The organism is Arthrobacter sp. EPSL27, assembly GCF_001512305.1.
Taxonomy (GTDB): domain Bacteria; phylum Actinomycetota; class Actinomycetes; order Actinomycetales; family Micrococcaceae; genus Arthrobacter.
In genome coordinates this window covers 1258401-1281936 of the sequence record NZ_LNUT01000004.1, presented here as the reverse complement: position 1 = coordinate 1281936, position 23536 = coordinate 1258401, and the positions used below count along the sequence as shown (strand labels likewise).

General features: G+C 69.6%; 22 protein-coding genes. 4 read left to right on the top strand and 18 right to left on the bottom strand.

Annotated elements, in window-relative coordinates; all coding sequences use genetic code 11:
• Window positions 1–128: 128 nt before the first annotated feature.
• The 13 genes from AR539_RS10350 to AR539_RS10290 all read right to left on the bottom strand — a co-directional run bounded on the left by AR539_RS10350 (window position 129) and on the right by AR539_RS10290 (window position 16382).
• Entirely contained in the window at window positions 129–1115 is a 987-nt protein-coding gene (locus AR539_RS10350) for a hypothetical protein (protein WP_157360968.1), read from the bottom strand.
• Between the two features lie 62 nt (window positions 1116–1177).
• A complete protein-coding gene (locus AR539_RS10345; protein ID WP_066436465.1) occupies window positions 1178–2653 on the bottom strand; it encodes an ABC transporter ATP-binding protein in 1476 nt (491 codons plus the stop codon).
• A 38-nt stretch (window positions 2654–2691) separates the two neighbouring features.
• Complete coding sequence (locus AR539_RS10340) at window positions 2692–3450, bottom strand: energy-coupling factor transporter transmembrane component T (RefSeq protein WP_066435817.1); 759 nt, start codon at window positions 3448–3450, stop codon at window positions 2692–2694.
• A 42-nt stretch (window positions 3451–3492) separates the two neighbouring features.
• On the bottom strand, window positions 3493–4356 hold the full coding sequence (locus tag AR539_RS10335; RefSeq protein WP_082699293.1) for a glycosyl transferase family 9: 864 nt from the start codon (window positions 4354–4356) through the stop codon (window positions 3493–3495).
• Between the two features lie 62 nt (window positions 4357–4418).
• Complete coding sequence (locus AR539_RS10330) at window positions 4419–5450, bottom strand: nucleoside hydrolase (RefSeq protein WP_066435815.1); 1032 nt, start codon at window positions 5448–5450, stop codon at window positions 4419–4421.
• A 44-nt stretch (window positions 5451–5494) separates the two neighbouring features.
• Window positions 5495–6472, bottom strand: a complete 978-nt coding sequence (locus AR539_RS10325; RefSeq protein ID WP_066435813.1) for an aldo/keto reductase — start codon at window positions 6470–6472, stop codon at window positions 5495–5497.
• Window positions 6473–6555: 83 nt separating this feature from the next.
• Window positions 6556–6774, bottom strand: a complete 219-nt coding sequence (locus AR539_RS10320; RefSeq protein WP_066435810.1) for a hypothetical protein — start codon at window positions 6772–6774, stop codon at window positions 6556–6558.
• A 67-nt stretch (window positions 6775–6841) separates the two neighbouring features.
• On the bottom strand, window positions 6842–7399 hold the full coding sequence (locus AR539_RS10315; protein ID WP_066435806.1) for a hypothetical protein: 558 nt from the start codon (window positions 7397–7399) through the stop codon (window positions 6842–6844).
• Window positions 7396–7941 (bottom strand): DUF402 domain-containing protein, encoded by a 546-nt coding sequence (locus AR539_RS10310; RefSeq protein WP_066435804.1) that lies wholly within the window; start codon window positions 7939–7941, stop codon window positions 7396–7398. Before AR539_RS10310 ends, AR539_RS10315 begins: the two co-directional genes overlap by 4 nt.
• Window positions 7938–9911 carry a 1-deoxy-D-xylulose-5-phosphate synthase gene (gene dxs / locus AR539_RS10305; RefSeq protein ID WP_066435802.1) on the bottom strand — a complete coding sequence of 658 codons (1974 nt, stop codon included), beginning with the start codon at window positions 9909–9911 and terminating at the stop codon, window positions 7938–7940. The genes AR539_RS10310 and dxs overlap by 4 nt, the downstream gene beginning before the upstream one ends.
• A gap of 154 nt (window positions 9912–10065) precedes the next feature.
• Window positions 10066–12879 (bottom strand): aconitate hydratase, encoded by a 2814-nt coding sequence (locus AR539_RS10300; protein ID WP_066435800.1) that lies wholly within the window; start codon window positions 12877–12879, stop codon window positions 10066–10068.
• A 171-nt stretch (window positions 12880–13050) separates the two neighbouring features.
• Window positions 13051–14409: a class I SAM-dependent RNA methyltransferase gene (locus tag AR539_RS10295; protein WP_066435797.1), complete on the bottom strand. Its 1359-nt coding sequence runs from the start codon at window positions 14407–14409 to the stop codon at window positions 13051–13053.
• Window positions 14406–16382: an APC family permease gene (locus AR539_RS10290; protein ID WP_197410592.1), complete on the bottom strand. Its 1977-nt coding sequence runs from the start codon at window positions 16380–16382 to the stop codon at window positions 14406–14408. The genes AR539_RS10295 and AR539_RS10290 overlap by 4 nt, the downstream gene beginning before the upstream one ends.
• A gap of 158 nt (window positions 16383–16540) precedes the next feature.
• Between AR539_RS10290 and AR539_RS10285 the strand changes: the two genes are divergently transcribed.
• A complete protein-coding gene (locus tag AR539_RS10285; protein WP_066435791.1) occupies window positions 16541–17212 on the top strand; it encodes a potassium channel family protein in 672 nt (223 codons plus the stop codon).
• Window positions 17213–17971: a potassium channel family protein gene (locus AR539_RS10280; RefSeq protein ID WP_066435788.1), complete on the top strand. Its 759-nt coding sequence runs from the start codon at window positions 17213–17215 to the stop codon at window positions 17969–17971.
• A gap of 71 nt (window positions 17972–18042) precedes the next feature.
• On the opposite strand, the gene AR539_RS10275 is transcribed toward AR539_RS10280, so the two are convergent.
• The 4 genes from AR539_RS10275 to dut form a co-directional block, all read right to left on the bottom strand.
• Complete coding sequence (locus tag AR539_RS10275; RefSeq protein ID WP_066435785.1) at window positions 18043–18810, bottom strand: DUF3159 domain-containing protein; 768 nt, start codon at window positions 18808–18810, stop codon at window positions 18043–18045.
• The gene (locus AR539_RS10270; protein WP_066435782.1) at window positions 18807–19241 is read right to left on the bottom strand and encodes an OB-fold nucleic acid binding domain-containing protein; all 435 of its coding nucleotides are present in this window, start codon (window positions 19239–19241) and stop codon (window positions 18807–18809) included. The genes AR539_RS10275 and AR539_RS10270 overlap by 4 nt, the downstream gene beginning before the upstream one ends.
• Window positions 19234–19962 (bottom strand): DUF3710 domain-containing protein, encoded by a 729-nt coding sequence (locus AR539_RS10265; RefSeq protein WP_066435779.1) that lies wholly within the window; start codon window positions 19960–19962, stop codon window positions 19234–19236. Before AR539_RS10265 ends, AR539_RS10270 begins: the two co-directional genes overlap by 8 nt.
• Before the next feature lie 200 nt (window positions 19963–20162).
• Window positions 20163–20738 carry a dUTP diphosphatase gene (dut, locus tag AR539_RS10260; protein WP_231728562.1) on the bottom strand — a complete coding sequence of 192 codons (576 nt, stop codon included), beginning with the start codon at window positions 20736–20738 and terminating at the stop codon, window positions 20163–20165.
• Window positions 20739–20857: 119 nt separating this feature from the next.
• Between dut and AR539_RS10255 the strand changes: the two genes are divergently transcribed.
• On the top strand, window positions 20858–21340 hold the full coding sequence (locus AR539_RS10255; RefSeq protein WP_066435776.1) for a DUF3093 domain-containing protein: 483 nt from the start codon (window positions 20858–20860) through the stop codon (window positions 21338–21340).
• A 46-nt stretch (window positions 21341–21386) separates the two neighbouring features.
• Here the strand turns inward: AR539_RS10255 and AR539_RS10250 are convergent, their stop codons facing one another.
• On the bottom strand, window positions 21387–21686 hold the full coding sequence (locus AR539_RS10250; protein ID WP_066435774.1) for a DUF4193 domain-containing protein: 300 nt from the start codon (window positions 21684–21686) through the stop codon (window positions 21387–21389).
• A 321-nt stretch (window positions 21687–22007) separates the two neighbouring features.
• On the opposite strand from AR539_RS10250, the gene sepH reads away from it, so the two are divergent.
• Complete coding sequence (gene sepH, locus AR539_RS10245; protein WP_066435771.1) at window positions 22008–23462, top strand: septation protein SepH; 1455 nt, start codon at window positions 22008–22010, stop codon at window positions 23460–23462.
• Window positions 23463–23536: the final 74 nt, after the last annotated feature.

Here is a 23536-nt window from a genome sequence, read left to right as displayed (position 1 = left end):
TGGTGGCGTTCGTGGCAGTGCCTGTTGGTGAGTCCATGCCTCGATGCTTGGGTACGCGGCGCGGACCGGGTAGGGCCGCAAGCCCCCTGCCAGCCGGACTCCGCCGCAAGCGTCCCGCGGCCCGCGCCCTAGCCGGGTGCGGGCGGCAGCGCTGCCTGGCCGGGTCCTGCCGGCGCCGCCGGAACGGCCTCGCCGCCCGTGCGGAAGTGCGGTCCTGACGCGGGGAGCCAGACGAGGACGGCGGCCACCAGGCCGGCGATGAGCGGAAGGCCCTGCGTCAGAACCGCGAGAAGAACGGCCGCACCCAGCCCGCCCGGGGCCGGCGGGTTGCCGGGGTCCAGTGACAAAGTGCCGGCCACCGCGGCCAGCCCGATGAGGCCGAGGCCGGCCGGAGGGATGATCGTCACCAGGGGGCGGACAAACGGCTTTCCCCGCCGGACTTCCCGGGCGCAGGCGATGTCGGCAACCGCCACCGCCGCGAGAGTAAGCCACAGCACCAGCGCCGGAATACCGTTCACGGACGGATCCCAAAATCCGGCAAGGAGCGCCAGCCCCAGCGCGGCCTGAAGGGCGGCGACGATGCCGGCCACCAGCAGGATCCAAGCCGCTGCCGCCACGGGTTGTGGCATGCCGCCTGGCCTGGAGGCAGCCGGTGTTTCGGCCAGGCTTACCGCCCGCAGGGCAAAGAATCTGTTGGACGGCGGCAGCCACATCAGTACCGTTGCGGCCACGGCGGCAAGACCTGCCCCGCCCACAGGCGACAGCAGGACCTGCTGCCAGGGAACCTCGCCCACGGACGGCCGGCCGCGGACGAACAGGAGCGCCGGAAGAATCACCGCCAGTGCCGTCAGGACGATGCGTGCCCACCGCGCCCCGCGCCGCAGGAGCGCGGCCAGGACAAGACCCGTGACGAAAACGGCTCCGCTGGCCAGGTAAAGCGCCAGCGCCGGGAGGTACGTCGCCGGGGCGACCATTCCGCCGAAGGCCAGCACCATCAGCAGACCCATCAGCGTCCACACTGTTCCGATTCCCCCGAGAAGCAGCCAGATGCCGGCTGCAATCTTCAGGACGGCCGGCATGGCGGCCGGTCCGGTGGCTTCTGCTGGGGCGTTCATGGCCCCATGCTGGGCCCCGGGGATGCGGGCCGGTAGGGCCGCAAGCCCCCTCCCGGCGGGAATCAGGGCTCCCGCAGCGCCCCGCCCTCAAGCACCAGGACGCGGTGTGCCGTGGAGCTGGCGAAGAGGGGGTCGTGGGTGACCAGTATCACGGCGGCGCCCCGCGCAACCTCGGCGTCGATGGCCCGGCGCAGGACCGCCAGGCCGTGCCGGTCCAGCCCCACCGTGGGCTCGTCGAGGGCGAGGACGGCCGGGCGGCGGGCCAGGGCAGTGGCGAGGGCCAGCAGCCGCTGTTTCGACGCCGGCAGCTCCGCCGGGTGCGTGCCCGCTTCCCCGGACAGCCCGACGGCGTCCAGGGCGGCGTCCGCGGCGGCGCCGGCTTCCCTGCCCCGCAGCCTGCGCAGGCCGAAGCCCACCTCCCGCAGCACCGTCCGCTCGAAAAGCTGGTCCCGGGGGTGCTGGAAGAGCAGCCCCACCGCAGCGGCCACCCGGCCCGTGGGAAGGCTGGCAATGCTCCGCCCCTGGACACGGACCTCGCCGGCCAGCGGCTGCAGCAGCCCGTTGAGGTGGCGCAGCAGCGTGGACTTGCCGGCCCCGTTGGGACCGGTGATCGCCACGACTTCCCCCGGCCGCACCCGCAGGTGCAGATCCCGCAGCAGCGGCCGCTCCCCCGCGGCGCCGCCCGCCCCGGGATAGCAGAAGCCCAGACCGTCCAGCTCCAGCACCGGCGCAGCACCTGCGGGCAGGCCTGCCCGGACGGCCGGCGCGGTGTGGGTGACCGCGTGGAGCACGACTCCGCTCCGGGCGAGCTCCGGTGACCGGAGCAGCTCCCGGGGCCGGCCGCCGGCGGCAGCGGTGCCGCCGTCGAGGACCAGCCAGCGCGCTGCGGAGCGGGCCAGCCCGTCGGCTGACTGGCTGAGCACCACGACGGCGGTCCCCGCTTTGGTGAGCCGGGCGATGAGGTCCCGGACCACGATCACTCCGGCGGCGTCGAGGGAGGCCAGCGGTTCGTCCAGCACCAGCACCTGCGGTTCAGTGATCACTGCGCAAGCTATGGCGAGGCGCCGCAGTTCCCCGCCGGACAGGGTGGCGGGGTCGCGGTCCAGGAAAGCCGCCAGCCCGGTCAGGTCCGCGATGCGCCCGACCTCCCGGAGCATGTCAGGCCGCGGCGTGCCGCGGTTTTCGAGGCCGAAGGCAAGTTCCTCGGCGACGGTGGAGCGCACCGTGCTGAGCATGGCGGCCGCATCCTGCGGCACGTAACCCACCCGGTCCGACCAGCCGGCGGGATTGATCCGGGGATCATCCCCGCCGCCGCGGAACTCCAGCCGCTCGCCGGCCAGCTCAAGCCACCCGGCCAGCGTTCCGGAGTGTCCGGGCCGATGCCAGCCGGCCAGCAGCTTGCCGAGGGTGGTCTTGCCGCTGCCGGACCCGCCCAGGACGGCGGTCAGTGTGCCGGCACGGACGCCGAACTCCACGTTCCGCAGCGCGGGGGCCGCATCGCCATGGAAGCTGAAGCTGTTGATGCGGGCAGCCAGCATGTCGTGGGTCCCGACGGCGGCGGCCGGGCCTGCGCCTGTCACAGCAGCCCCGCGGCCGGCCACGAGGCTCCAAGCCGGAGGGCCACGGCCGCGGCGGCGAGCACCAGCAGCACGGCCCGGAGCCGGCGCTGCGCGGGCGGATCCGGCACCTCGCGGTAGCTGGTGCGGGGGCCCGGGCGGCCAAAGCCGCGGGCTTCCAGGGCCTGGGCCCGGTGCCCGGACTCTTCGAGGAGGCCAAGGACCAGCGGCACCATCTGCACCCGCACCGCGGCCAGCCGGGCCAGCGCGCCGCCGCCAAGCACCAGCCCGCGGGATTCCTGGGCCGTGCGGATGGCGCCGAGCCTGCCGGCCACGGCCGGCAGCAGCGTCAGCGCGGACGCGAGGACGAAACTGAACTGCGGCGGCAGCCCGCGGACGTTAAGCGCGGCGACGAGGTCCGGGGCGCTGACGGTAAAGGAGAAGAGGAGCAGCACCAGCACGCAGGCGCCCGTGCGCGTGCCCGCTTCCAGGGCGAAAGCCAGCCCCTCCGCCGTCACCCGCGCCGGGCCCCAGGCCGCCAGCACGGTGCGGCCCTCCGGGAAGAAGAGGCCATGCAGCATCAGCAGCGACAACCCCAGCGGCAGCAGGACCGCTGCGGCCGCGGTGAGGACGCGGCGGCCGGCGCCGGCCCGCACGGCCAGCACCGCGGCCGCGGCGGAGACCGCCACAGACAGCGGCCAGCTGCCCGCCGCCGTCGTGACTGCCGCGGTGCAGCAGGCAGCGGTCAGCGACGTCAGCGGATGAAGGGGTGCGGGCATGCGGCCAGGCTTCCGGGGCGGCGTACGGATCAGGTGTCCGGATCAGGCGTCCGGCGTGACTGCCGGGGTCTTGCCCGCCAGCACCCGGAAGCGCCGGACGAACGCGAACTGGAAGGTGGTGCGGCGCGGCAGGGCGTAGACCAGAAGGGCGGCGATGGCGAAGACGATGGCCTTGTCCATGGGGTCCGAGATCAGTGCCTGCTTGGTGATGGCAGCGAGGAGGGTGTCGCCCATGGCGCGGAAGGCGCTGACCACCGCGCCGGTGCCGAGGCCCGCGGTGCCGCCGAAGACGAACGCCGCGATCGGGGCGGACACGACGCCGGCAAGGATGCCGGTGACGAAGCCGGCCACGGGCGCGAGGTAGAACCGGCGGAACAGGCCGGACCGGGCGGCAAGGCCGGCGAGGAAGCCGATCAGCGCGGCCCCGGCAGCGAAGGGCAGCACGGTTGGGTTGAAGAAGGACCAGACGATGGTGCTGAGCGCGCCCGTGGCGGCACCCGCGGCGGGCCCGGCAAGGACCGCGATCAGGACGGTGCCGATGGCGTCGAGATAGAACGGCAGCCCGGTGGTGCCCATGAGCTGGCCCAGGACCACGTTCAGGACCAGGGCCACCGGCATCAGGACCAGCGTGGACGTGGGGAGGACCGGAAGCGCCGCGGCCACCAGCAGGATGGCGCCGAGCAGGAACCCGCCGAGGGCCACAAGCGCGGCCGCGCTGGCCGGGCCGTTGGCGATGTCCGCGGGCTGGGTAAGGACCAGGAAGAGGTAGGTGGCCGCGATCGCTGCGGCACCGGCGAGTTCCAGCAGGCGGCGGTTGCGCTGTGCTGTAGTTGTGCCGGCGGGCCTGCCGGCGGCGGAGCCGTCGCCCGGGCCGGTGGCAGGGAGGGTCAGGGGCTGCTGTGACATGGGGATGGTCCTTTGGTGGGGGCTGCAACATCCGCCTATGTCACCTCGGCGCAGCTACCATCCTAACCAGTGGCGGGCGTTCCGGCGGACATGCGCTCCCGGGCCAGTGCCCCCACCGAGGAAATCAGCTCTTCGAAACACTGCTCCGGGTCGTTGGAGGCGACGATCCGGGCGTTGGGCGGCAGTCCCCAGAGGCCGCGGAAGTCCGCCACCGTGGTGCCGATCAGCAGCGGCGACCCGGTTTCGACGTCGACCGTGGCGGGGCGGGCCGTGAAAGGGGTGCGTCCGACGGCGGCGCAGGCCGCGAAGGCGTCGTGCATGTGGGCGACGTAGCCCTGGTCGTAGAGCCGGTGGAATTCCATGTAGAACCTGATGGCATCCGACAGGCAGGCCACGAGCGGGCTGGCGGAGGTGCTGCGGAGGCCCTCGGCCTGCTCCGGCAGGACCAGTTCGGGACCTGCCCCTGCGGCGTCGCCGAGGCGCCGGAGGTGCTCGGGCAGCATCTCGATCCGCTCCGTCGTCTCCAGGGCGCATACCAGCGGCAGTTTGTCCTCCGGCAGGCCCCGGTACGCGGCGAAGACCTCTTTGGCCGCGTGCGGGTCCACCGAGACGTTCCATTCCGCGGTGGGCGTGGTGTTGCCCTGGTAGTAGAAGCTCCCGCCCATGATCACCAGGCCCTTCAGCAGCCGCGGCAGTTCCGGTTCGCGGCGAAGGGCGAGGGCAAAGTTGGTCAGCGGCCCGGTGATCAGCCCGGTGATCTCCCCCGGGTGCGCCCGGACTTCCTCCACCCAGACGTCGACGGCGTGGCGCGGCGAGATCCGCTGCGCCGGCGGCGGCAGTTCGGCGTAGCCGATCCCCTGCGGCCCGTGTGTCTCTTCGGTGGTGACCAGCGGGATTTCCAGCGGCACCTCGGCGCCGACGGCGACCTCGACGCCGGACCGGCCGCACAGCTCCAGCAGCGCCAGGTTGTTGAGCGCCACCTGGCGGGCGCCGACGTTCCCGGCGGTGCAGGTGATGGCCTGCAGGTGGACCTCGGGCCGGGACAGCAGGTAGACAAGGGCCAGGGCGTCGTCGATCCCGGTGTCGACGTCCATCAGGATCCGGTATCCGGCAGCCGGGGCGCCGGGTGTCGCCGCGCTCAGAACAGTGCGACCTTCGGCGTGCGCGGGAAGAGGTCGTCCAGCTCGGCACGTTCCGCTGCGGTGGGGATCCAGGCGACGGCCGCGGCGTTCTGGCGGACCTGTTCGGGCCGGGTGGCGCCGGCGATGACGCTGCTGACGGAGGGCTGGGCCGCGAGCCAGGAGAACGCCACCTGGATCTCGTTGAGGCCGCGGTCGGCGGCGAAGGCGCTGAACGCGCCCAGCTGGTCCCAGTCGGCGTCGTGGACCAGGTTGGTGCGGGTGTGGCTGAGGCGCGACCCCGCGGGCGCGGTGTCCTTGGCGTACTTGCCGGTGAGCAAGCCGTTGGCCAGCGGGAAGTATGGCAGGACGCCCAGGCCGTAGGCTTCGGCGGCCGGCGTGACCTCCTGTTCGGCCCGGCGGTCCAGCAGGTTGTAGTGGTTCTGGCTGGAGATGAAGCGGGCTCCCCCGCGGGCACGGGCCACGAACTCGGCCTCGGCGATCTGCCAGCCGGCGCGGTTGGAGTGGCCGATGTAGCGGACCTTGCCGCTGGTGACCAGCTCGTCGAGGGCGTCGAGGGTCTCGTCGATCGGGGTGAGCGGGTCCGGGGTGTGGAACTGGTAGAGGTCGATCCAGTCCGTTCCGAGCCTGCGCAGCGAGGCCTCGGCGGCTTTGACGATGTACCGGCGGGAGCCGCGGGCGCCGAAGTCGTTGCCGTTGGCCCCGCGCATGTCCATCCCGAACTTGGTGCCGATCACGGCGTCGTCGCGGCGGCCCTGGAGGGCTTTGCCCAGCATGGTCTCGCTGAGGCCCGGCTCTTTGCCGTAGGTGTCCGCGACGTCGAAGAAGGTGATGCCGGAGTCCAGGGCGGCATGGACGACGGCGTCGGTCCCCTCCTGCGACTCGGTGGCCGTATTGGACCGGCCAAGGTTGTTGCAGCCCAGCCCTACGACGGAGACGGTCAGTCCGGAATTTCCTACGCGTCGGTATTCAGTCATGGGGTTCAGCCTATAACGCCCCGCCGCCGCGTCCCGCCGCAGGCCGCGGCCGCAGGCAACGCCCGCAGGCCTGCCCTCGCGGGTCAGCCCGCGGGCAGTTCCAGGCCGCGTTCGTCCAGGGCATCCTCAAGCTGGGCCAGGGTCCGCGGGCAGATCCCGTGCATCCCGGCAAGCCGGCGCCGGCCCAGCTGCACGAGATGCTCGAGGGTTTCCACCCCCGCGTGGGCGAGGGACCTGCGCGCCGGGGCGGCCAGGCCGGCCGGGAGCGGGGTGCTGCCTGGTTGAGGGGATTTGCGCGTCATGGCGTTGCCTTCCAGTCGGTTGCCCCCAAACTGTTGTGAGCCGTGCCCGGCTCCTTGCAGGTGTTGCCTAAAGCGTGAAGCTGTTGGCCTGCTTCGGCGAGTGCTTGAGCTTGAAGGTGTCCTCGCCGAAGGCCGCGGCCCCGATGCTCAGCTTGGTGAAGTCCAGGTCCTCGCCGCGGATGCAGACCTTGACGGCGTTCACCGTTTTGTTCACGTCCGGGGTGAGGATGAAGATGTTGAGCTTGGCGTCGGAGAATTCGGAGCGGTCCACGATGCCGAGGCCGCGCCACGCCAGGTGGCTGATCAGGGCGTCCTTGGCTTTTTCCTCGAGGTACCGGTCACGGCTGGTCCCGTCCTTGGTTTTGAGGGCGTACTGGGCCACTACCCAGAACTGCTCCTCGTCCGGGATTTCGGCGTACCCGTCCTCGGCGCACTGCCCGGCGAAGGCGTCCATGAGCCGCTCCGCGGCGTCGGCGTCGACGGCGTCGGTCTCCTCCGTGGTGCTCTGGTGCCCCACGACGCCGTGGTTCATGACGAATTCGTTGAACTCCTCGTCAATCCAGGCTTCCCTGAACCGCAGGGTGCCGTCGTCGTCCCGTTTGTAGACCCGGATAATTCCGCTCATGCCCGTCCTCTCGTGAACCATTCGCGGTCTGCGCCGTCGAACGGTGGCTGTTGTGCCTTGACGGCCTGGTAAAGATGATCCGACGCAGCGGTGATCCGGTACACCACCTCTGCGGGGTAGTCCATCTCGATCCGGTGCTCGGCAAACTCGTCCTCATCGTCGACGTAGACGCCGCGGTCCTCGGTGCGGATGACGTCCAGGTCCATGTCGATCAGGTGGAACTCGGTGACGCCGGGCCGGATGGTGGTCCAGGCGTGGTCCGTCGCCAGGTCCACGTAGACCTGCACACCGGCGGGGTGGGCGTCGTCGTAGAAGGTGGCCACGTACTCGCCCGTGCGCGGGACCAGCAGCACGGCGTCGGATTCGGCGTAGAACGCCGCGCCCGGGCGGGAGCAGAACTCGTTGGTGCCCTGGAAGATCCACCAGCCGTGGGCGTCCTCGCCGAGATACGTTCCGGGCACCACCCAGTGGGCCTTGCCGTTCCATTTCCGGTTCCGGGCGACCACCAGGTCGCCCGGGGTCAGGCCGTCGGGGGTCCTCACAGAATCGGCAGGCTGCCGGTGCTGGGATGCTCCTGGCCCGGGAGGGGCCGGGCGAAGGGCACCTTGGTCCCCAGGACCTGGGCCACGACGTCGTGCGTGATCTGCTGCGCGGTCAGGCCCACCCGCTCCAGCACCTGGTTGCGGGAGCCGTGGACCAGGAACTCCACGGGCAGGCCCACCTCGTTGAGGGCGGTGTCCACCCCGGCGGCGCGCATCTCCTGCCGGATCCGGGACCCGACGCCGCCGGCGCGGACGCCGTCCTCGATGCAGATGACGAGGCGGTGGTGCGAGGCAAGGGCGACGACGGACTGCGGCACCGGGAGGACCCAGCGCGGGTCCACCACCGTGGAGCTGATGCCTTGGGCGCCGAGGCGGTTCGAGACGTCAAGGGCGAGTTCGGACATCGCCCCGACGCTGACGATCAGCACGTCGTTGTCGCTGGAGCCGGCCGGGCGGCGGGCCAGCACGTCCACTCCGTCGCTGAGCCGCTCGAGGGCCTCCACTTCGGCCCCCACGGTGCCTTTGGAGTAACGGATCACGCTGGGGGCGTCCTCGATGGCGACGGCTTCGCGGAGTTCCTCGCGCAGCCGGGTGGCGTCGCGCGGCGCGGCCAGGTGCAGGCCGGGCACGATCTGCACCATGGCCATGTCCCACATGCCGTGGTGGCTGGCGCCGTCGGGCCCGGTGACACCGGCACGGTCCAGGACGATGGTGACGCCCGCCTTGTGCAGGGCGACGTCCATCAGCAGCTGGTCGAAGGCGCGGTTCAGGAAGGTCGCGTAGACCGCGACGACGGGGTGCAGCCCGCCGAAGGCCATGCCGGCGGCGGAGGTGAGGGCGTGCTGTTCGGCGATGCCGACGTCGAACACCCGCTCCGGGTGCCGGGCGGCGAACTTGTGCAGCCCCACGGGGATCAGCATGGCGCCGGTAATGCCGACAATGTCCTTGCGCTCGTCCGCGATGTCGGCGATCTCGTCGGCGAACACCGACGTCCAGGACTTGGCGCCGCCGGCCTCGGTGGGTTCACCGGTCTCCGGGTCGATGATCCCGACGGCGTGGAACTGGTCCGCTTCATGGGCGCGGGCCGGCGCGTAGCCGTGGCCCTTCTCGGTCATGGCATGCACAATCACGGGACCGGCGTAGTTCTTGGCCGTAGACAGGGCGTGCTCCATGGCCTGGAGGTCGTGGCCGTCCACCGGGCCGATGTATTTCATGCCGAGGTCCTCGAACATGCCTTGCGGGGCCCACCAGTCCTTCACGCCCTTCTTCATGGCGTGCAGGCTGCGGTACGTGAACTGGCCGGCGGGGCCGCCGTTCTGCAGTTTCCGCCGCCACCAGTCCAGGGTGCCCTCGTAGCCGGGCGCGGCGCGGAAGGAATCGATCGTGGGGCGCAGCGAGGCGAGGTAGTCGGCGAACCCGCCCACGGTGGGGGCGTAGGAGCGGCCGTTGTCGTTGACGACGATCACCACGCGGCGCTTCTTGTCCGCGGCAATGTTGTTGATGGCCTCCCAGGCCATGCCGCCGGTGAGGGCGCCGTCGCCCACGACGGCGATGACGTACCGGTCACCGTCGCCGGTCAGCTGCCGGGCACGGGAGATCCCGTCCGCCCAGGACAGCGAGGAGGAGGCGTGCGAGCTCTCCACGATGTCATGCTCGGATTCGGCGCGGTCCGGGTAGCCGGACAGGCCGCCCTGCTGGCGCAGGGTGCTGAAGTCCTGGCGCCCGGTGAGGAGCTTGTGGACATACGACTGGTGGCCGGTGTCGAAGACGATGCTGTCGCGGGGGGAATCGAAGATCCGGTGCACCGCGATGGTGAGCTCGACGACGCCGAGGTTCGGGCCCAGGTGCCCGCCCGTCTGGGACACGTTGCCGATCAGGAATTCCCTGACCTCGGCTGCCAGCTGATCCAGCTGCGCCTCGGACAACTTGCTCAGGTCCTGCGGATTCCGGATGGTCTCCAAGATTCCCAACGGCCCCTCCTTCGGGTGGTAGACATGCCTTTTAACTCTAACGCCTCCGGAGTCGCCCTGCTGCCGGGGCGCGGGCGGACTGCGCAGGGCACGGGAAAGCCCCGGACGGTCTGGGACCGGCCGGGGCTTTCGCGTTGTACTGCTTTGTACTGCGCTAGCTCGCGGAGATCTGGCGCAGCACGTACTGCAGGATGCCGCCGTTGCGGTAGTAGTCCGCCTCGCCCGGGGTGTCGATGCGCAGGACCGCGTCGAAGGACGTGACCTTGCCGTCTTCGGCGGTGGCGGTGACCTTGAGCGTCTTCGGCGTGGTGCCTTCGTTCAGGGCGGTGACGCCCTCAACCGCGAAGGTCTCCGTGCCGGTCAGCCCGAGGCTGGCCGCGTTCTGGCCGGCCGGGTACTGCAGGGGCAGGACGCCCATGCCGATCAGGTTGGAGCGGTGGATGCGCTCGTAGCTCTCGGCCACGACTGCTTTGACGCCCAGGAGCGCGGTGCCCTTGGCAGCCCAGTCACGGGACGAGCCGGAGCCGTACTCCTTGCCGGCCAGGACCACCAGCGGGGTGCCGGCTGCCTGGTAGTTCTGCGCGGCGTCGTAGACGTAGGCCTGCGGGCCGTCAGTCTGGGTGAAGTCGCGGGTAAAGCCGCCCTCCACGCCGTCCAGGAGCTGGTTCTTGATGCGGATGTTCGCGAACGTGCCGCGGATCATGACCTCGTGGTTGCCACGGCGTGAGCCGTAGGAGTTGAAGTCCTTGCGCTCCACACCGTTGGCCAGCAGGTACTGCCCGGCCGGGGTGTCCGACTTGAAGGAGCCGGCGGGCGAGATGTGGTCCGTGGTGACGGAATCGCCGAGCTTCAGCAGCACGCGTGCGCCGGTGATGTCCTTGACGGGTTCCGGCTGCGCCTTCATGCCCTCGAAGTACGGGGGCTTCCGGACGTACGTGGACTTCTCGTCCCAGGCGAACGTGTCGCCGGCGGGGGTGTCGAGTGCCTTCCAGCGCTCGTCACCGTCGAAGACGCCGTCGTAGCCGCGGGCGAACATTTCCTTGTCGATCGACGAATCGATGACCTGCTGGACCTCGGCCGGGTTCGGCCAGATGTCCTTCAGGAAGATGTCGTTGCCGGCTTCATCCTGGCCCAGGGCGTCGGTGTCAAAGTCGAAGTCCATGGTTCCGGCCAGGGCGTAAGCGATGACCAGCGGCGGGGAGGCCAGGTAGTTCATCTTCACGTCCGGGTTGATCCGGCCTTCGAAGTTGCGGTTGCCGGACAGCACGGCGGTGACGGAAAGGTCGTTGGCCTGGATGGCCTCGGAGATTTCAGGGTCGAGAGGGCCGGAGTTACCGATGCAGGTGGCGCAGCCGTAGCCCACGATGTAGAAGCCCAGCTTCTCCAGGTACGGGGTCAGGCCCGACTTGTTGTAGTAGTCGGTGACTACCTTGGAACCGGGAGCCACGGAGGTCTTGACCCACGGCTTCGAGGTCAGGCCCTTGTCGACGGCGTTGCGGGCCAGCAGTGCGGCTGCCAGCATCACGGACGGGTTGGACGTGTTGGTGCAGGACGTGATCGAGGCGATCGACACTGCGCCGTGGTCCAGTTCGAACTGGCGGCCGTCCGCGGTGGTGACGCTCACCGTGTTGGACGGGCGGCCGTTCGACGCCGGGCCGTGCGCGTGCGGGGCCTGGTCCGTGAGGTGGCTTGCCGAGCCTGTGAAGGACGGGGCGTCCGAGGCCGGGAAGCTCTCATCGATGGCCTCGTCGACGCTGCCGTCCACCAGGTCTTCCTTCACGTAGTTGCGCAGGTCCTCGCGGAACTGGGCCTTCGATTCGGAGAGGATGATGCGGTCCTGCGGGCGCTTCGGGCCGGAGATCGACGGAACAACCGTGGACAGGTCCAGCTCGAGGTACTCGGAGAACTTGATCTCCCGGGACGGGTCGTGCCAGAGGCCCTGTTCCTTCGCGTAGGACTCCACGAGGGCAACGTTCTCTTCGGACCGGCCGGTGAGACGCAGGTATTCGAGGGTGACGTCGTCGATCGGGAACATCGCGGCGGTGGAGCCGAACTCCGGGCTCATGTTGCCGATGGTGGCGCGGTTGGCCAGCGGCACAGCCGCAACACCCTCGCCGTAGAACTCGACGAACTTGCCGACCACACCGTGCTGGCGCAGCTGCTCGGTGATGGTGAGCACCACGTCGGTGGCGGTGGCACCGGCCGGGATGGAGCCGGTGAGCTTGAAGCCCACGACGCGCGGAATGAGCATCGAGACGGGCTGGCCCAGCATGGCCGCCTCGGCTTCGATGCCGCCGACGCCCCAGCCCAGCACGCCCAGGCCGTTGACCATGGTGGTGTGCGAGTCAGTGCCGACGCAGGTGTCCGGGTAGGCGCGGAGCGCACCGTCCACCTCGCGGGTCATCACAGTGCGTGCCAGGTACTCGATGTTGACCTGGTGCACGATGCCGGTGCCCGGCGGGACAACCTTGAAGTCGTCAAACGCCGTCTGGCCCCACCGCAGGAACTGGTACCGCTCGCCGTTGCGCTGGTATTCGATCTCCATGTTGCGCTCCAGTGCGCCGGAGTTGCCGAAGGCGTCGATCTGCACCGAGTGGTCGATCACCATCTCGGCAGGTGCCAGGGGGTTGACCCGCTTGGGGTCACCGCCGAGCTCCTTGACTGCTTCACGCATGGTGGCGAGGTCCACAACGCAGGGCACGCCAGTGAAGTCCTGCATGATCACGCGCGCCGGCGTGAACTGGATTTCAGTGTCGGGCTCGGCGCTGGGGTCCCAGCCGGCCAGTGCTCGGACGTGATCGGCCGTGATGTTGGCGCCGTCCTCGGTCCTCAACAGGTTTTCAAGCAATACCTTGAGGCTGAACGGAAGGTTTTCTGCACCTTCAACGGAGTTCAACCGGAAAATTTCGTATTCGGTACCGGCTACATTAAGTTTGCCTTTTGAACCGAAGCTGTCCACAATGCTCATCGCAGGACTCCTCTCGCAACAGTTTCATCTTTGTCGCGCCGCAGACCCCTTGCTAGTTAGGTCATCCTAACTAGTGCCTCGCCTTGTTCGCACAAGGATCAGTACAGGGTGCAGGAGGTCAGCCGTGATTACGGAGCGCGACGTCGGACTACTCCGCCCATCCTAGTGGCCTCAGGCCCGGGGAGTCAGCAGCGCCACAGTCTCCATGTGGTGGGTGTGCGGATACAGGTCAAAGGCGCGCAGTCCCTTCAGCTCCCAGCCGGCCTGCTGGAAGTAGCCCAGATCCCGGGCGAAGGACGCCGGATCGCAGGACACATAGGCGACGGCGCGGGGGCCAGCCCCGGCCAGCTGGTTCACCACGGCTTTGCCTGCTCCGGCGCGGGGCGGGTCCAGCAGGATGGCGTCGAACGTGCGCGCTTTGTCCCGCAGCACCCGTTCCACCCGGCCCTGGACGATCTCCACCTGGGGCGCGTCATGGAGGTTCTTGCGGGCGTCCCTGCTGGTGCCGGGCGATCCTTCCACGGACAGCACGGACCCGGTGGCGCCCACAGCGGCGGCCAGCGGTGCCGTGAACAGCCCCGCCCCGGCGTAGAGGTCCGCCACCACGGAGCCGGCCTCGAGGAATCCGCCGTCGTGCAGGAATCCCGTGACGGCCCCCACCAGGGTGTCCGGCGCGTCCCGGTGGATCTGCCAGAACCCGTCGCCGGTGACACGGTAGTCGTGGCCGGCGGCGGTCTCCTGCACGTACGTGCGGCCCCGCAGGCGCAGGACCTCGCCCTTGACGGGGTCGACGCTGGCCACGGAGACGTCGTCGGGCAGCTGCGCGAGCACCGCGCTGAGGCGCTTCGCCCGGGTTCCCTCGGCGGGGTACAGCAGCACCAGCGGGCGGGAGCCGTTCGCCGGGGCGGCCACCTCCACCCGCTCGATGCCCTGCAGGTCGATGTCCCAAAGCCGGAGGGCGTTGATCGCGTCCGCGGCCAGCGGCATCTCCCGGACCGGCAGGACCGTGTCGGAACGGTGCGCGTGCATTCCCAGCTTCCCGGCCGGGGTCACCGCGAACCCGGCGCGGGTCCGCCAGGCGAGGCCGGCCGCAGCGGCGCCGGACTCCCCCACGGCTTCCACCGTTACCCCATCCCCTGCGTGGGCGACGTCGACGCCGGCCAGGCGGGGCAGCTGTTCGGCGAGCACCTCGGCTTTGAGGGTCCGCTGCCGCGCCAGGGAGATGTGGCCGAATTCGGCGCCGCCCACCGGCGGGTGGCGGTGCGACCAGGAGCGCGCGGAATCGGCCAGGTCCCAGAAGTGCGCCACCCGGTCCGGGGATGCCTCCAGGACCTCCACGACGTCGCCGCGCCAGAACTTGGCGTCCGGGCCGGATTCCGTGAGCCGGACCCGGACCTTTTCGCCGGGGATCCCGTGGCGGACGAACACAACACGGCCCTCGTGCCGGGCCACGCAGTGCCCGCCGTGGGCGACGGGTCCGACGTCGACGGTCAGTTCGGCGGGGGCTTGCGTCTGGGTGTCGGAGCTCATTGGATGTCCTGCAGTCTCTTGGCTTCTTCGGATGATTTCAGCTGCCACGGCACACTGGCCACCATCACGCCGGGCTCGAAGTGCAGCCGGGTCTTGATGCGCAGCGCGGTCTGGTTGTGCACCAGCTGCTCCCACCACTTGCCCACGACGTATTCGGGGATGTAGACCACAATCAGGTCGCGGGGCGAATCGCGCCGCATGTTCTTGATGTACTCCATGATGGGCGTCACCGTTTCGCGGAACGGGCTGGCCAGCACGGTCAACGGTACCGGTATTTCCAGCTTCTCCCAGTCCGCGACCGTCTGTTCGGTCTCCTCGGGGCTGATGTCCACGGTGACGGCGTCCAGCCGGGAGGGCCGCGAGGCGCGGGCGTACGCCAGGGCCCGCAGGACCGGCTTGCGGACATGTGAGACGAGCAGCACAGCGTGCACGCGGGTGGGCAGGGCCCGCGGGGAGGCATCCTCATCCACGGCCAGTTCCTTGGCCACGTTGTCGTAGTGCGCCCGGATGCTCCACATGATGAGGAACAGCACGAACATGGCCAGCAGCGCGATCCACGCGCCCTGTTCGAACTTGGTGATCAGCACAATCAGCAGCACCAGGGCCGTCATGCCGAAGCCCACCATGTTGATGGTGCGGGACTTGAGCATCCGCAGCTTCACGGCCGGGTCCTTGGCGAGCTTGAGCTCCCGCCCCCAGTGCCGCACCATGCCGAGCTGGCTCATGGTGAAGGAGATGAAGACGCCCACGATGTAGAGCTGGATGAGCTTGGTCACGTCCGCGTCGAACGAGATGATCAGCACCAGCGCGCCCGCGGCCAGCGCCAGCACACCGTTGCTGAACGCCAGCCGGTCCCCGCGGGTGCGCAGCTGGCGGGGCAGGTAGCCGTCCTGGGCCAGGATGGAGCCCAGCACGGGGAAGCCGTTGAACGCGGTGTTGGAGGCGAACACCAGGATCACGCCGGTGGCCGCCACCACGATGTAGAACGGAATGGAGCCGAGGCCGAAAATGGTCTGCGCGATCTGGCTGATGGCCGGGTTCTGGATGTAGCCCTCGGGCAGCGGCTGGCCGTCCAGCAGGAACTCCGTCGCCGGGTCCAGGACGATGTGCACCTTGGTGGCGTTGGCCAGGTAGATGATGCCGGCCAGCATGGAGGACGCGATCACGCCGAGCAGCAGCAGGGTGGTGGCCGCGTTCTTGCTCTTGGGCTTCTTGAAGTTGGGCACGCCGTTGCTGATGGCTTCGACGCCGGTCAGTGCCGCGGCGCCCGAGGAGAAGGCCCGCAGCAGCAGGAACGCGCCGGCGAGGCCCACCAGGCCTTCGTCGAAGCCGGGCGCCGGAACGATCGTGAAGGCTGCCGACGGCGCCTCGCCCAGCTGGCCGGTGGCGGCCTGGAAGAGGCCGACGGCGGTCATGCCCAGGATGGAGGCCATAAAGATATAGGTCGGCAGGGCGAACACCGTGCCGGCTTCCTTGATCCCGCGCAGGTTGACGAGGGCCAGGACCACAACGCCGATCGTGGCGATGACGGCCTGCTGGCCGTGCAGCGACGGCACGGCCGTGGTCAGGTAGGTCGCGGCGGAGGACATCGACACCGCGACGGTCAGCACGTAGTCGACCAGCAGCGCGGAGGCGACGGTGAGACCGGCGTGCTTGCCCAAGTTCTCGTTGGCGATCTCGTAGTCGCCGCCGCCGGAGGGGTAGGCATGGACGTTCTGGCGGTAGGACGCGACGACGGTGAGCAGCACCACCATGACCGCCAGGCCCACCCAGGGCGAGAACGCCACGGCACTGACGCCGGCCAGGGCCAGCGTCAGCAGGATTTCATCCGGTGCGTAGGCCACGGAGGACAACGCGTCGGATGCGAAGACAGGCAGGGCGATCCGCTTGGGAAGCAGGGTGTGAGCCAGGCTGTCGTTCCGGAACGGCCTGCCTACCAGCACCCGCTTCACGGCATTGAAAATTGTCGGCACCACACAAAGCTAGTCCGATTCGGACGCGATGTCATGACGGCGGCGGTGCCCGCCAGCGCGCCTGTCCCTGCCACGCCTGTCCCTGCCGCCGGCGGGCGGGGCTGCGGTGGCCGGTAGAGTTTTACCCAGCAGCAGTTCGGGAACAACAGGAGGAACGGTTGGCGCACTTCGTGATTATGGGTTGCGGCCGGGTGGGGGCGACCCTGGCGCACACCCTCGAGGACGCGGGCCACTCCGTGGCCATCATCGACCAGGACGACCGTGCGTTCCGGCGGCTCCGGGCAGGCTTTACCGGACGCAAGGTCACCGGCGTCGGCTTTGACCGGGAAACCCTGAAGCAGGCCGGCGTCGCGGAGGCCTACGCCTTCGCCGCGGTTTCCAGCGGCGACAACTCCAACATCCTCGCCACCCGCGTGGCCCGCGAAACCTTCCATGTCCCGCACGTCGTCGCCCGGATCTACGACCCGGGCCGCGCGGAAATCTACCAGCGCCTGGGCATCCCCACGGTGGCCGCCGTGCGCTGGAGCGCGGACCAGGTACTCCGCCGGATCCTCCCCGAGCAGCACCTCGCCGGGGACTTCCGGGACCCGTCCGGCCGGCTGGTCCTCGCCGAAGTGGACCTGAATCCCGAGTGGATCGGCCACCCGGTCACCTCCATCGAGAAGGCCGCCGGAATCCGGGTGGCCTACCTGACCCGGTTCGGCGAGGGCATGCTGCCCGTGGCCGGCACCCTGTACCAGGACGGCGACACCGTCCACGCCATGCTGGGTGTGGACCGCAGCACCGAAGTCGCGCACATTCTTGCCAAGTCCCCCGCCAAGGAGTCCTAAGTGAAAGTCGTTATTGTCGGGGCGGGGAGCGTCGGTTCCTCCATCGCGCGCGAGCTGCTGGCCCACAAGCACGAAATCCTGCTGATCGACCTCAAGCCCGAGGTGATAGGCCGCAGCGGCCTGCGCGGCGCCCACTGGCTGGTCGGGGACGCCTGCGAACTCAGCACCCTGAAGGACGCGAAACTGGAGGACGCCGACGTCGTGGTCTCCGCGACGGGCGATGACAAGGTGAACCTGGTGGTCTCGCTGCTCGCGAAGACCGAATTCGGCGTCGGCCGGACGGTGGGCCGGGTCAACAACCCCAAGAACGACTGGATGTTCGACGACTCCTGGGGGGTCGACGTCGCCGTCAACACGCCGCAGCTGATGACCGCGCTGGTCGAGGAGGCGGTGGAGATCGGCGACCTGGTCCGCCTGCTGACGCTGCAGACCGGGGTGTCCTCCCTGGTTGAGTTCACGGTCCCCCACGATTCGCACGTGATCGGCCTGACCGTGGGCGGCATCGAGTGGCCGGAGGATTCCACCCTGGTGGCGATCCTCCGCGACCAGGCGCCCATCACCCCGAGCCGCGATGACGTGCTGGACGGCGGGGACGAACTGTTCTTCGTGACCACCATCGCGGCCGAGGACCAGCTGCGGGCCCTGCTCTCGCCCGAGTCCTCCGCCGACGCTGAGGACGCTGAAGAGGGGGTGCATGCCGCTGCTGACCGGCAGGGCTCGGACGGCCCGGCGCCGGAGGACGACGGCTTCGACGGCTGAGCCCGCCGGCATTCTGGTGGCCGGCAGTCAGATGCCCGGCAGTCAGGTGGCGGGCGTCAGCTGGCTGGGGGTCAGCTCTCGGCGGGAGCCGGGCGGGTCAGCAGCCAGGCGATCCAGATGCCCAGGATGTACAGCGGCGCCCCCATCAGGAGACGCGTCGTGGCGAGGGCCGCGAAGCCGTCCTCGCCCATGAAGTACAGCGGCACCTGGACCAGCAGCCGCAGTGCCAGGACGCCGATGATCACCCACGTGCCGATCTGGTACGCCTTGACCCTGGCGGGGTCTTTCCGCCAGTCCAGGCCCTCGTTGCGGATGAAGCCGAAGATCAGGCCGGCGAACGGCCAGCGCACGGCAATGGAAATGCCCATCGCCACGATGTACGCGAAGTTGGTGAAGAAGCCGGGGACGTAGAAGTCCTCGGCCTTGCCCGTGGTGTTGGCCAGCCATGCGGAAACGCCGACGCCGACGATTCCGGCCAGTGCCTGCGTCAGCGGCTTGCGCTGGACCAGCCGGACCACCGTGAAGGCAGCGGCGATGGACAGTGCGAACACCAGCGCCAGGGTCAGCTCCCGGGTAATGGTGAACGCGACCAGGAAAACCAGGCCGGGGAGGATGCTCTCCGCGATACCCTGGACCCCGCCGGCGCTTTTGAGCACGTCGATGTTGCCGTTGTGGGACCGGTGCAACCCGGCCTTGGCCGCGTAGCCTTCGGCGAGCTGCGCAACTGTGGGCTGGGCGTCCGCCGGCTGCGCGGTGTCCGGCCGCGGATCCGACAACCGGGGATTTTGGGGTTCCGTCGGCTCGGGCTTTGCCGGCTCGGGGTGCTGGGGCGCGGTCATTGCTCCTCCTGGCGGGAGAGAATCTCATAGCGGGGGTTGAACATGGTGGGCAGTCCGTCGCGGACGGTGACCATGCCCTGCAGGCGCAGTTCGGTGCCGGCCTCGATGCCGGGGATGCGGCGGCGGCCCAGCCACACCACACGGAGCCGGCCCTTGGCCCCGGCGGGCCGCTGGCGCCGGCCGTTGCCGGCCGGGCGGGCTGCGGCGGCCTGGACTGCGGTGGCCTGGACTGCGGTGGGCTGGGCTGCGGCCCGGCGGGCCTTGGCCGGCGGTGCGTTGTGGTCGATGACCACGGCGGTGAACGCGGCCACCTGGTTCGACGGCGCGTAGGTCACGGACTCGATGAACCCGTGGCACAGCACGCGGCCGCGGTCCGGCAGCTCCCCCACGGAGACGGAGGAGGCCGGGTCCTTGCGGGGGGCATCAACCAATCTGGGTAGTCTCCGGTCCACGTTCCGGCCGGCTGAGGTCAGGGGCCGACTGCGGTGCGGGCACGGCGTTCTCCTTCGGCAGGCGCAGCTGCAGCAGGTCGCGCGGCGGCATGGGGTTCTCGCCGCGGACCACCACGATCTGCCGGAACAGACCTTCCAGCCCGGCAGCCGCCTCACGGTCGACGGCGGCCTCGCCGCCGAACACGCCGCGGAGGAACCAGCGCGGACCGTCGACGCCGATGAAGCGGGCCACGCGGTAACCGTGGCTTCCGTCTGAGCCGCTGGCCGGGAGCTTGGCGAGCAGCTCGGTGCCGAACCCGCCCTGGATCTCCTCGACCTGGCCGCCCTGGCTGCCCACCGACTGGCCGATCTGCTCGCGGATTTCGTCCCAGAGGCCCTCGGAGCGGGGGGCCGCGAAAGCCTGGAGCTGGAGGCTGGAGCCGTTCAGGTCCATGGTGACCGCCACGACGCGCTGCGTGGCCTCCTCGACCTCGAGGCGGAGCTGCAGGCCTTCCGAGGGGGCAATCAGCAGTGCGCCGAGGTCCACGTAGCCGTCCTGGTCCTCGATTTCCGAGACGTCGAAGGGACCGGTGGCGGCACGGCCGGTGGCAGCGCCGGATGCTGCAGCGCCGTCGCCCGCAACATCAGCAGCAGCCTCCCGGGTTTCCCCGGGATCCGTCGGCTGCTCCTGCTTTGCTTTCCTGCCACGCCCAAAAACCATGGGGTCGTCTCCTTAGTCGTGTTCTCGTGCCGGCCGCCTGCGCGTGGCCGGCAGCCGCCCGGTGCGCTCACGTGCACCGGCAGGCGGCCGGTTCGGCCGCGGACGGGTCCTGCTTCAAAATTCACTGCGTACATGTCTCGGCGTACACGCCTCGACGTACATTTCCCTGCGTACATACTGCAGGGGGTCGGCGCCGGCGCTTAGACCGGCGCGCCGAAGCCGCCGGTGGAGCCGAAGCCTCCGCCGCCGCGCACCGAGCCGCTGAGTTCCTGCACCGGCACGAACCGGGCGTATTCGACGCGTTGAATAACCATTTGTGCAATTCTATCGCCGCGCTTGAGGTCGATCGCGTGCCGGCTGTCGGTATTGAGCAGCGTCACCGCAATCTCGCCGCGGTAGCCGGCGTCGACCGTTCCGGGGGCGTTCACCACGGTGAGGCCGTGCTTGGTGGCGAGTCCGGAGCGCGGGTGGATCAGGGCCACAAAACCGTCCGGAAGGGCGATGGAGACGCCGGTGGGGACCAGTCGGCGCTCCCCCGGTTCCAGCCGGACGTCCTCGCGGGCGCGCAGGTCAGCCCCGGCGTCGCCCGGGTGGGCATACGACGGCGGTTCCAGGCCGTCGTCGAGCATCTTCAGCTGGACCGTCAGGGTAGGCGTTCCGCACTCCGCCGTTTGCTGCGTCTCCTGCTCTGTATCGAGCTCTGCCTCCGGCTGTGCACTCTGCTCTGTCTCCGGCTGTGCTTCTGCTGCTGCCACAGTTGTCGTTTCTTCAGTCACAGTCCCTCACTCTAACGGCAGCGGCGAACTTCGGCCTAGCTGCGACCGGGGGCCACGCGGCCGCGGCGGCCGCTGTCCGCCAAGGTGAAATAGCCCGGAAAAGATGGAAAGCTGGGCACATGCCCGAATCCAGCGCAGCCGTTCCTGCCCCCAACAGCACCCCTGACGACGCCGTCGTCTACACCGAAAAACTGTGGCCCAACTTCTGGATCTGGCTGGTGGCGGCAGGACTGTCGGGCGCCGGGATCTTCGTGTTCGCACCGATCAGCCTGGCTACCGGCCTGATCGCGGCCGTGGTGCTGTTCGCCATCCTCGCCGTGTTGCTGGTCCTCTCGACCCCCACCATCACCGTCACGGGCTCCACCCTGCGCGTCGGCCGGGCCACCATCGAACGCCGGTTCCTCGGCGCCGCGGCCGCGTTCGACGGTGCGGAGGCGACCGCAGAACGCGGCACCCGCCTCAACGGCCTTGCCTTCCTGTGCATCCGCGGCTGGATCAGCCCGGTGGTCCGCATCGAAATCACGGACCCCTCGGACCGCACCCCCTACTGGCTCACGTCCACCCGCCACCCGGACAAGTTGCTCGCCGCGCTCAGGTCCTAGCCTCCGCATCGGTTCCAGCCCTCACAGGGGTCAGCCCTCGCAGTCCCTAACCTTCGCAGTCCCTGCAGAACTTGAGGCCGTCCTTCTCGCGGGCCACCTGCGAACGGTGTCGGACCAGGAAACACGAAGCACACGTGAATTCGTCAGCCTGGGCCGGCAGCACCCGGACCAGCAGCTCCTCGCCGGACAGGTCCGCGCCTGGGAGCTCGTAGCTTTCCGCAAGTTCCGATTCGTCCTCGTCGACCACCGCGGACGGCTTTTCCGTCCGCCGGGCCTTCAACGCCTCAAGGGAGTCCTCACTGAGGTCTTCCTCGGTCTTGCGCGGCGCATCGTAGTCTGTCGCCATGGTCGGTTGCTCACACTCCGCAGTTGTTCGGTGGGATCGCCGCCTCCGGCAGTCCTGCCGGGCTGTGGCCCTGGGCTTCCGGGGCGGCTCTTCCGATGTCAACGCCGGCCACGCGGTTTTTGTGCCCGATGTCGGGTCATTTTTGCTTAAGCCCCCGGTGAAAACCAGAGTCCACCGGTCCGGGCCCCAGAGAGGGCACCCCGGCGGCCGGAAACCGGCGTCAATTCGCGGAAAATCACGGCGCGCCCGGCGTCCTCTCGGGAATTGCCGCGCATCGGTGGCAGAGTTTCGATTGTTAGTAATGCCAGGGTGGAGGATTGTATGCAGGATCTACGGCTTGTAGGCGTCCACGACGACGGGGAGCATCTCCTGTTGAGTGGCACCGGCGGCGCGATGTTCCAGTTGCCAATCGACGAAGCGCTGCGGGTTGCCGCCAGCAGGACGGCGTCCAAAACGGCAGCCGCCTCCGTCGCGGCCGCTGCCCCGATTGCCATGTCCCCGCGGGACATCCAGGCCCGCATCCGCGCAGGCTCGACGGCGGCAGAAGTGGCCGAGCTCTCCGGAATTCCGCTCGCGAAGGTGCAGCGCTACGAGGGCCCGGTGCTCGCCGAGCGCGAGTACGTCGCCCAGCAGGCCCGCAAGGTGGAGGTCGCCGCGCCCGCCCCCGGGCATGACGTCTACCGCTCCGTCTTCGGCGACCAGCCGGCCTCCCTCGGCGAGATGGTGGCCCACCGTCTAAGCGCGCACGGCATCGAATCATCCACTGTGGAGTGGGATTCCTGGCGTCGCCCTGACGGGAGCTGGACCGTGGTGGCCCGCTTTGAGGCCAAGGCAGGAGGCCCTGCAGGCATCGGCGAGGAACCTCCCGCCATGTGGACGTTCAGCCCGTCCCGGAAATCGCTGCAGAACGCGAACCGCTGGGCACAGCAGCTCAGTGAGCTGGAACCCCTTGACGGCCCCGTCCCCGCCCGACGGCTTACCGCGGTCACGGACCGGCCCTTCGACTTTGAAACGGATGCCGAGGCCGCCGCGCGCACGGCGACCTCCCAGCTCCAGGTGGTCCAGCAACTGCACGGGCAGCACGACCAGGAATCCGACGGCCTGCTGGACATGCTCCGGTCCCGCCGCGGGCAGCGCCTGGGCGTGGACGAGGATGCAGACGACGCCCTCGCCAAGCTGCTGACCAACGGTGTCCCCGCAGCCCACCCCAGGCCCTCGGAGGTGCCGGCGGAAGCGCCCGCCCGCGGCGGAGAATCCAGCAGCGAAGAGCCCGGCAGTGAGCGGTCAGACGGCGACGAACGTGCCGCCGACGAAACAGCCGGCGGGTCCGGCGCCGACGCGCCCGGTCACAACGGGTCCGCAGACACGGATCCCCGTCCCGGCGCCAACCCTTGGGAACGCCGCCGCGACGGCCGGCCGTCCATCATGTCCCGGCTTACCCTGGCCCCCCGCCAGGACGAGGATCCGGACGACGCCCTGAAGCTGCATGACGGTGTCAGCACGGACACCCGGGAAATCACCATCGCGGCGTCGCAGCTGCGGCCCGTCGGCCAGCAGGGACCCACCTCCAGTCCGGGCCTGGACGAGCTCCTGGGCGGCGGGACCACCCGCCGGCAGCAGCGGGAATCCGGCGCAGCAACCGCCAGAAACCACGGCGACGACGGCGATGCCAGGGACAGTCAAGACCCGCTGCAGCCGGAACGGCAGCCGGCGAAGCCCAAGCGCTCCAGCATTCCCAGCTGGGATGAGATCGTCTTTGGAGCCCGCGGCGACTAATCGCTAGCCAGAGTCCCAGGCCAGCCAAAGTTCCGGACCAGCCCGAGTTTCAGGTTCCGGAAGGCAGGAATCCT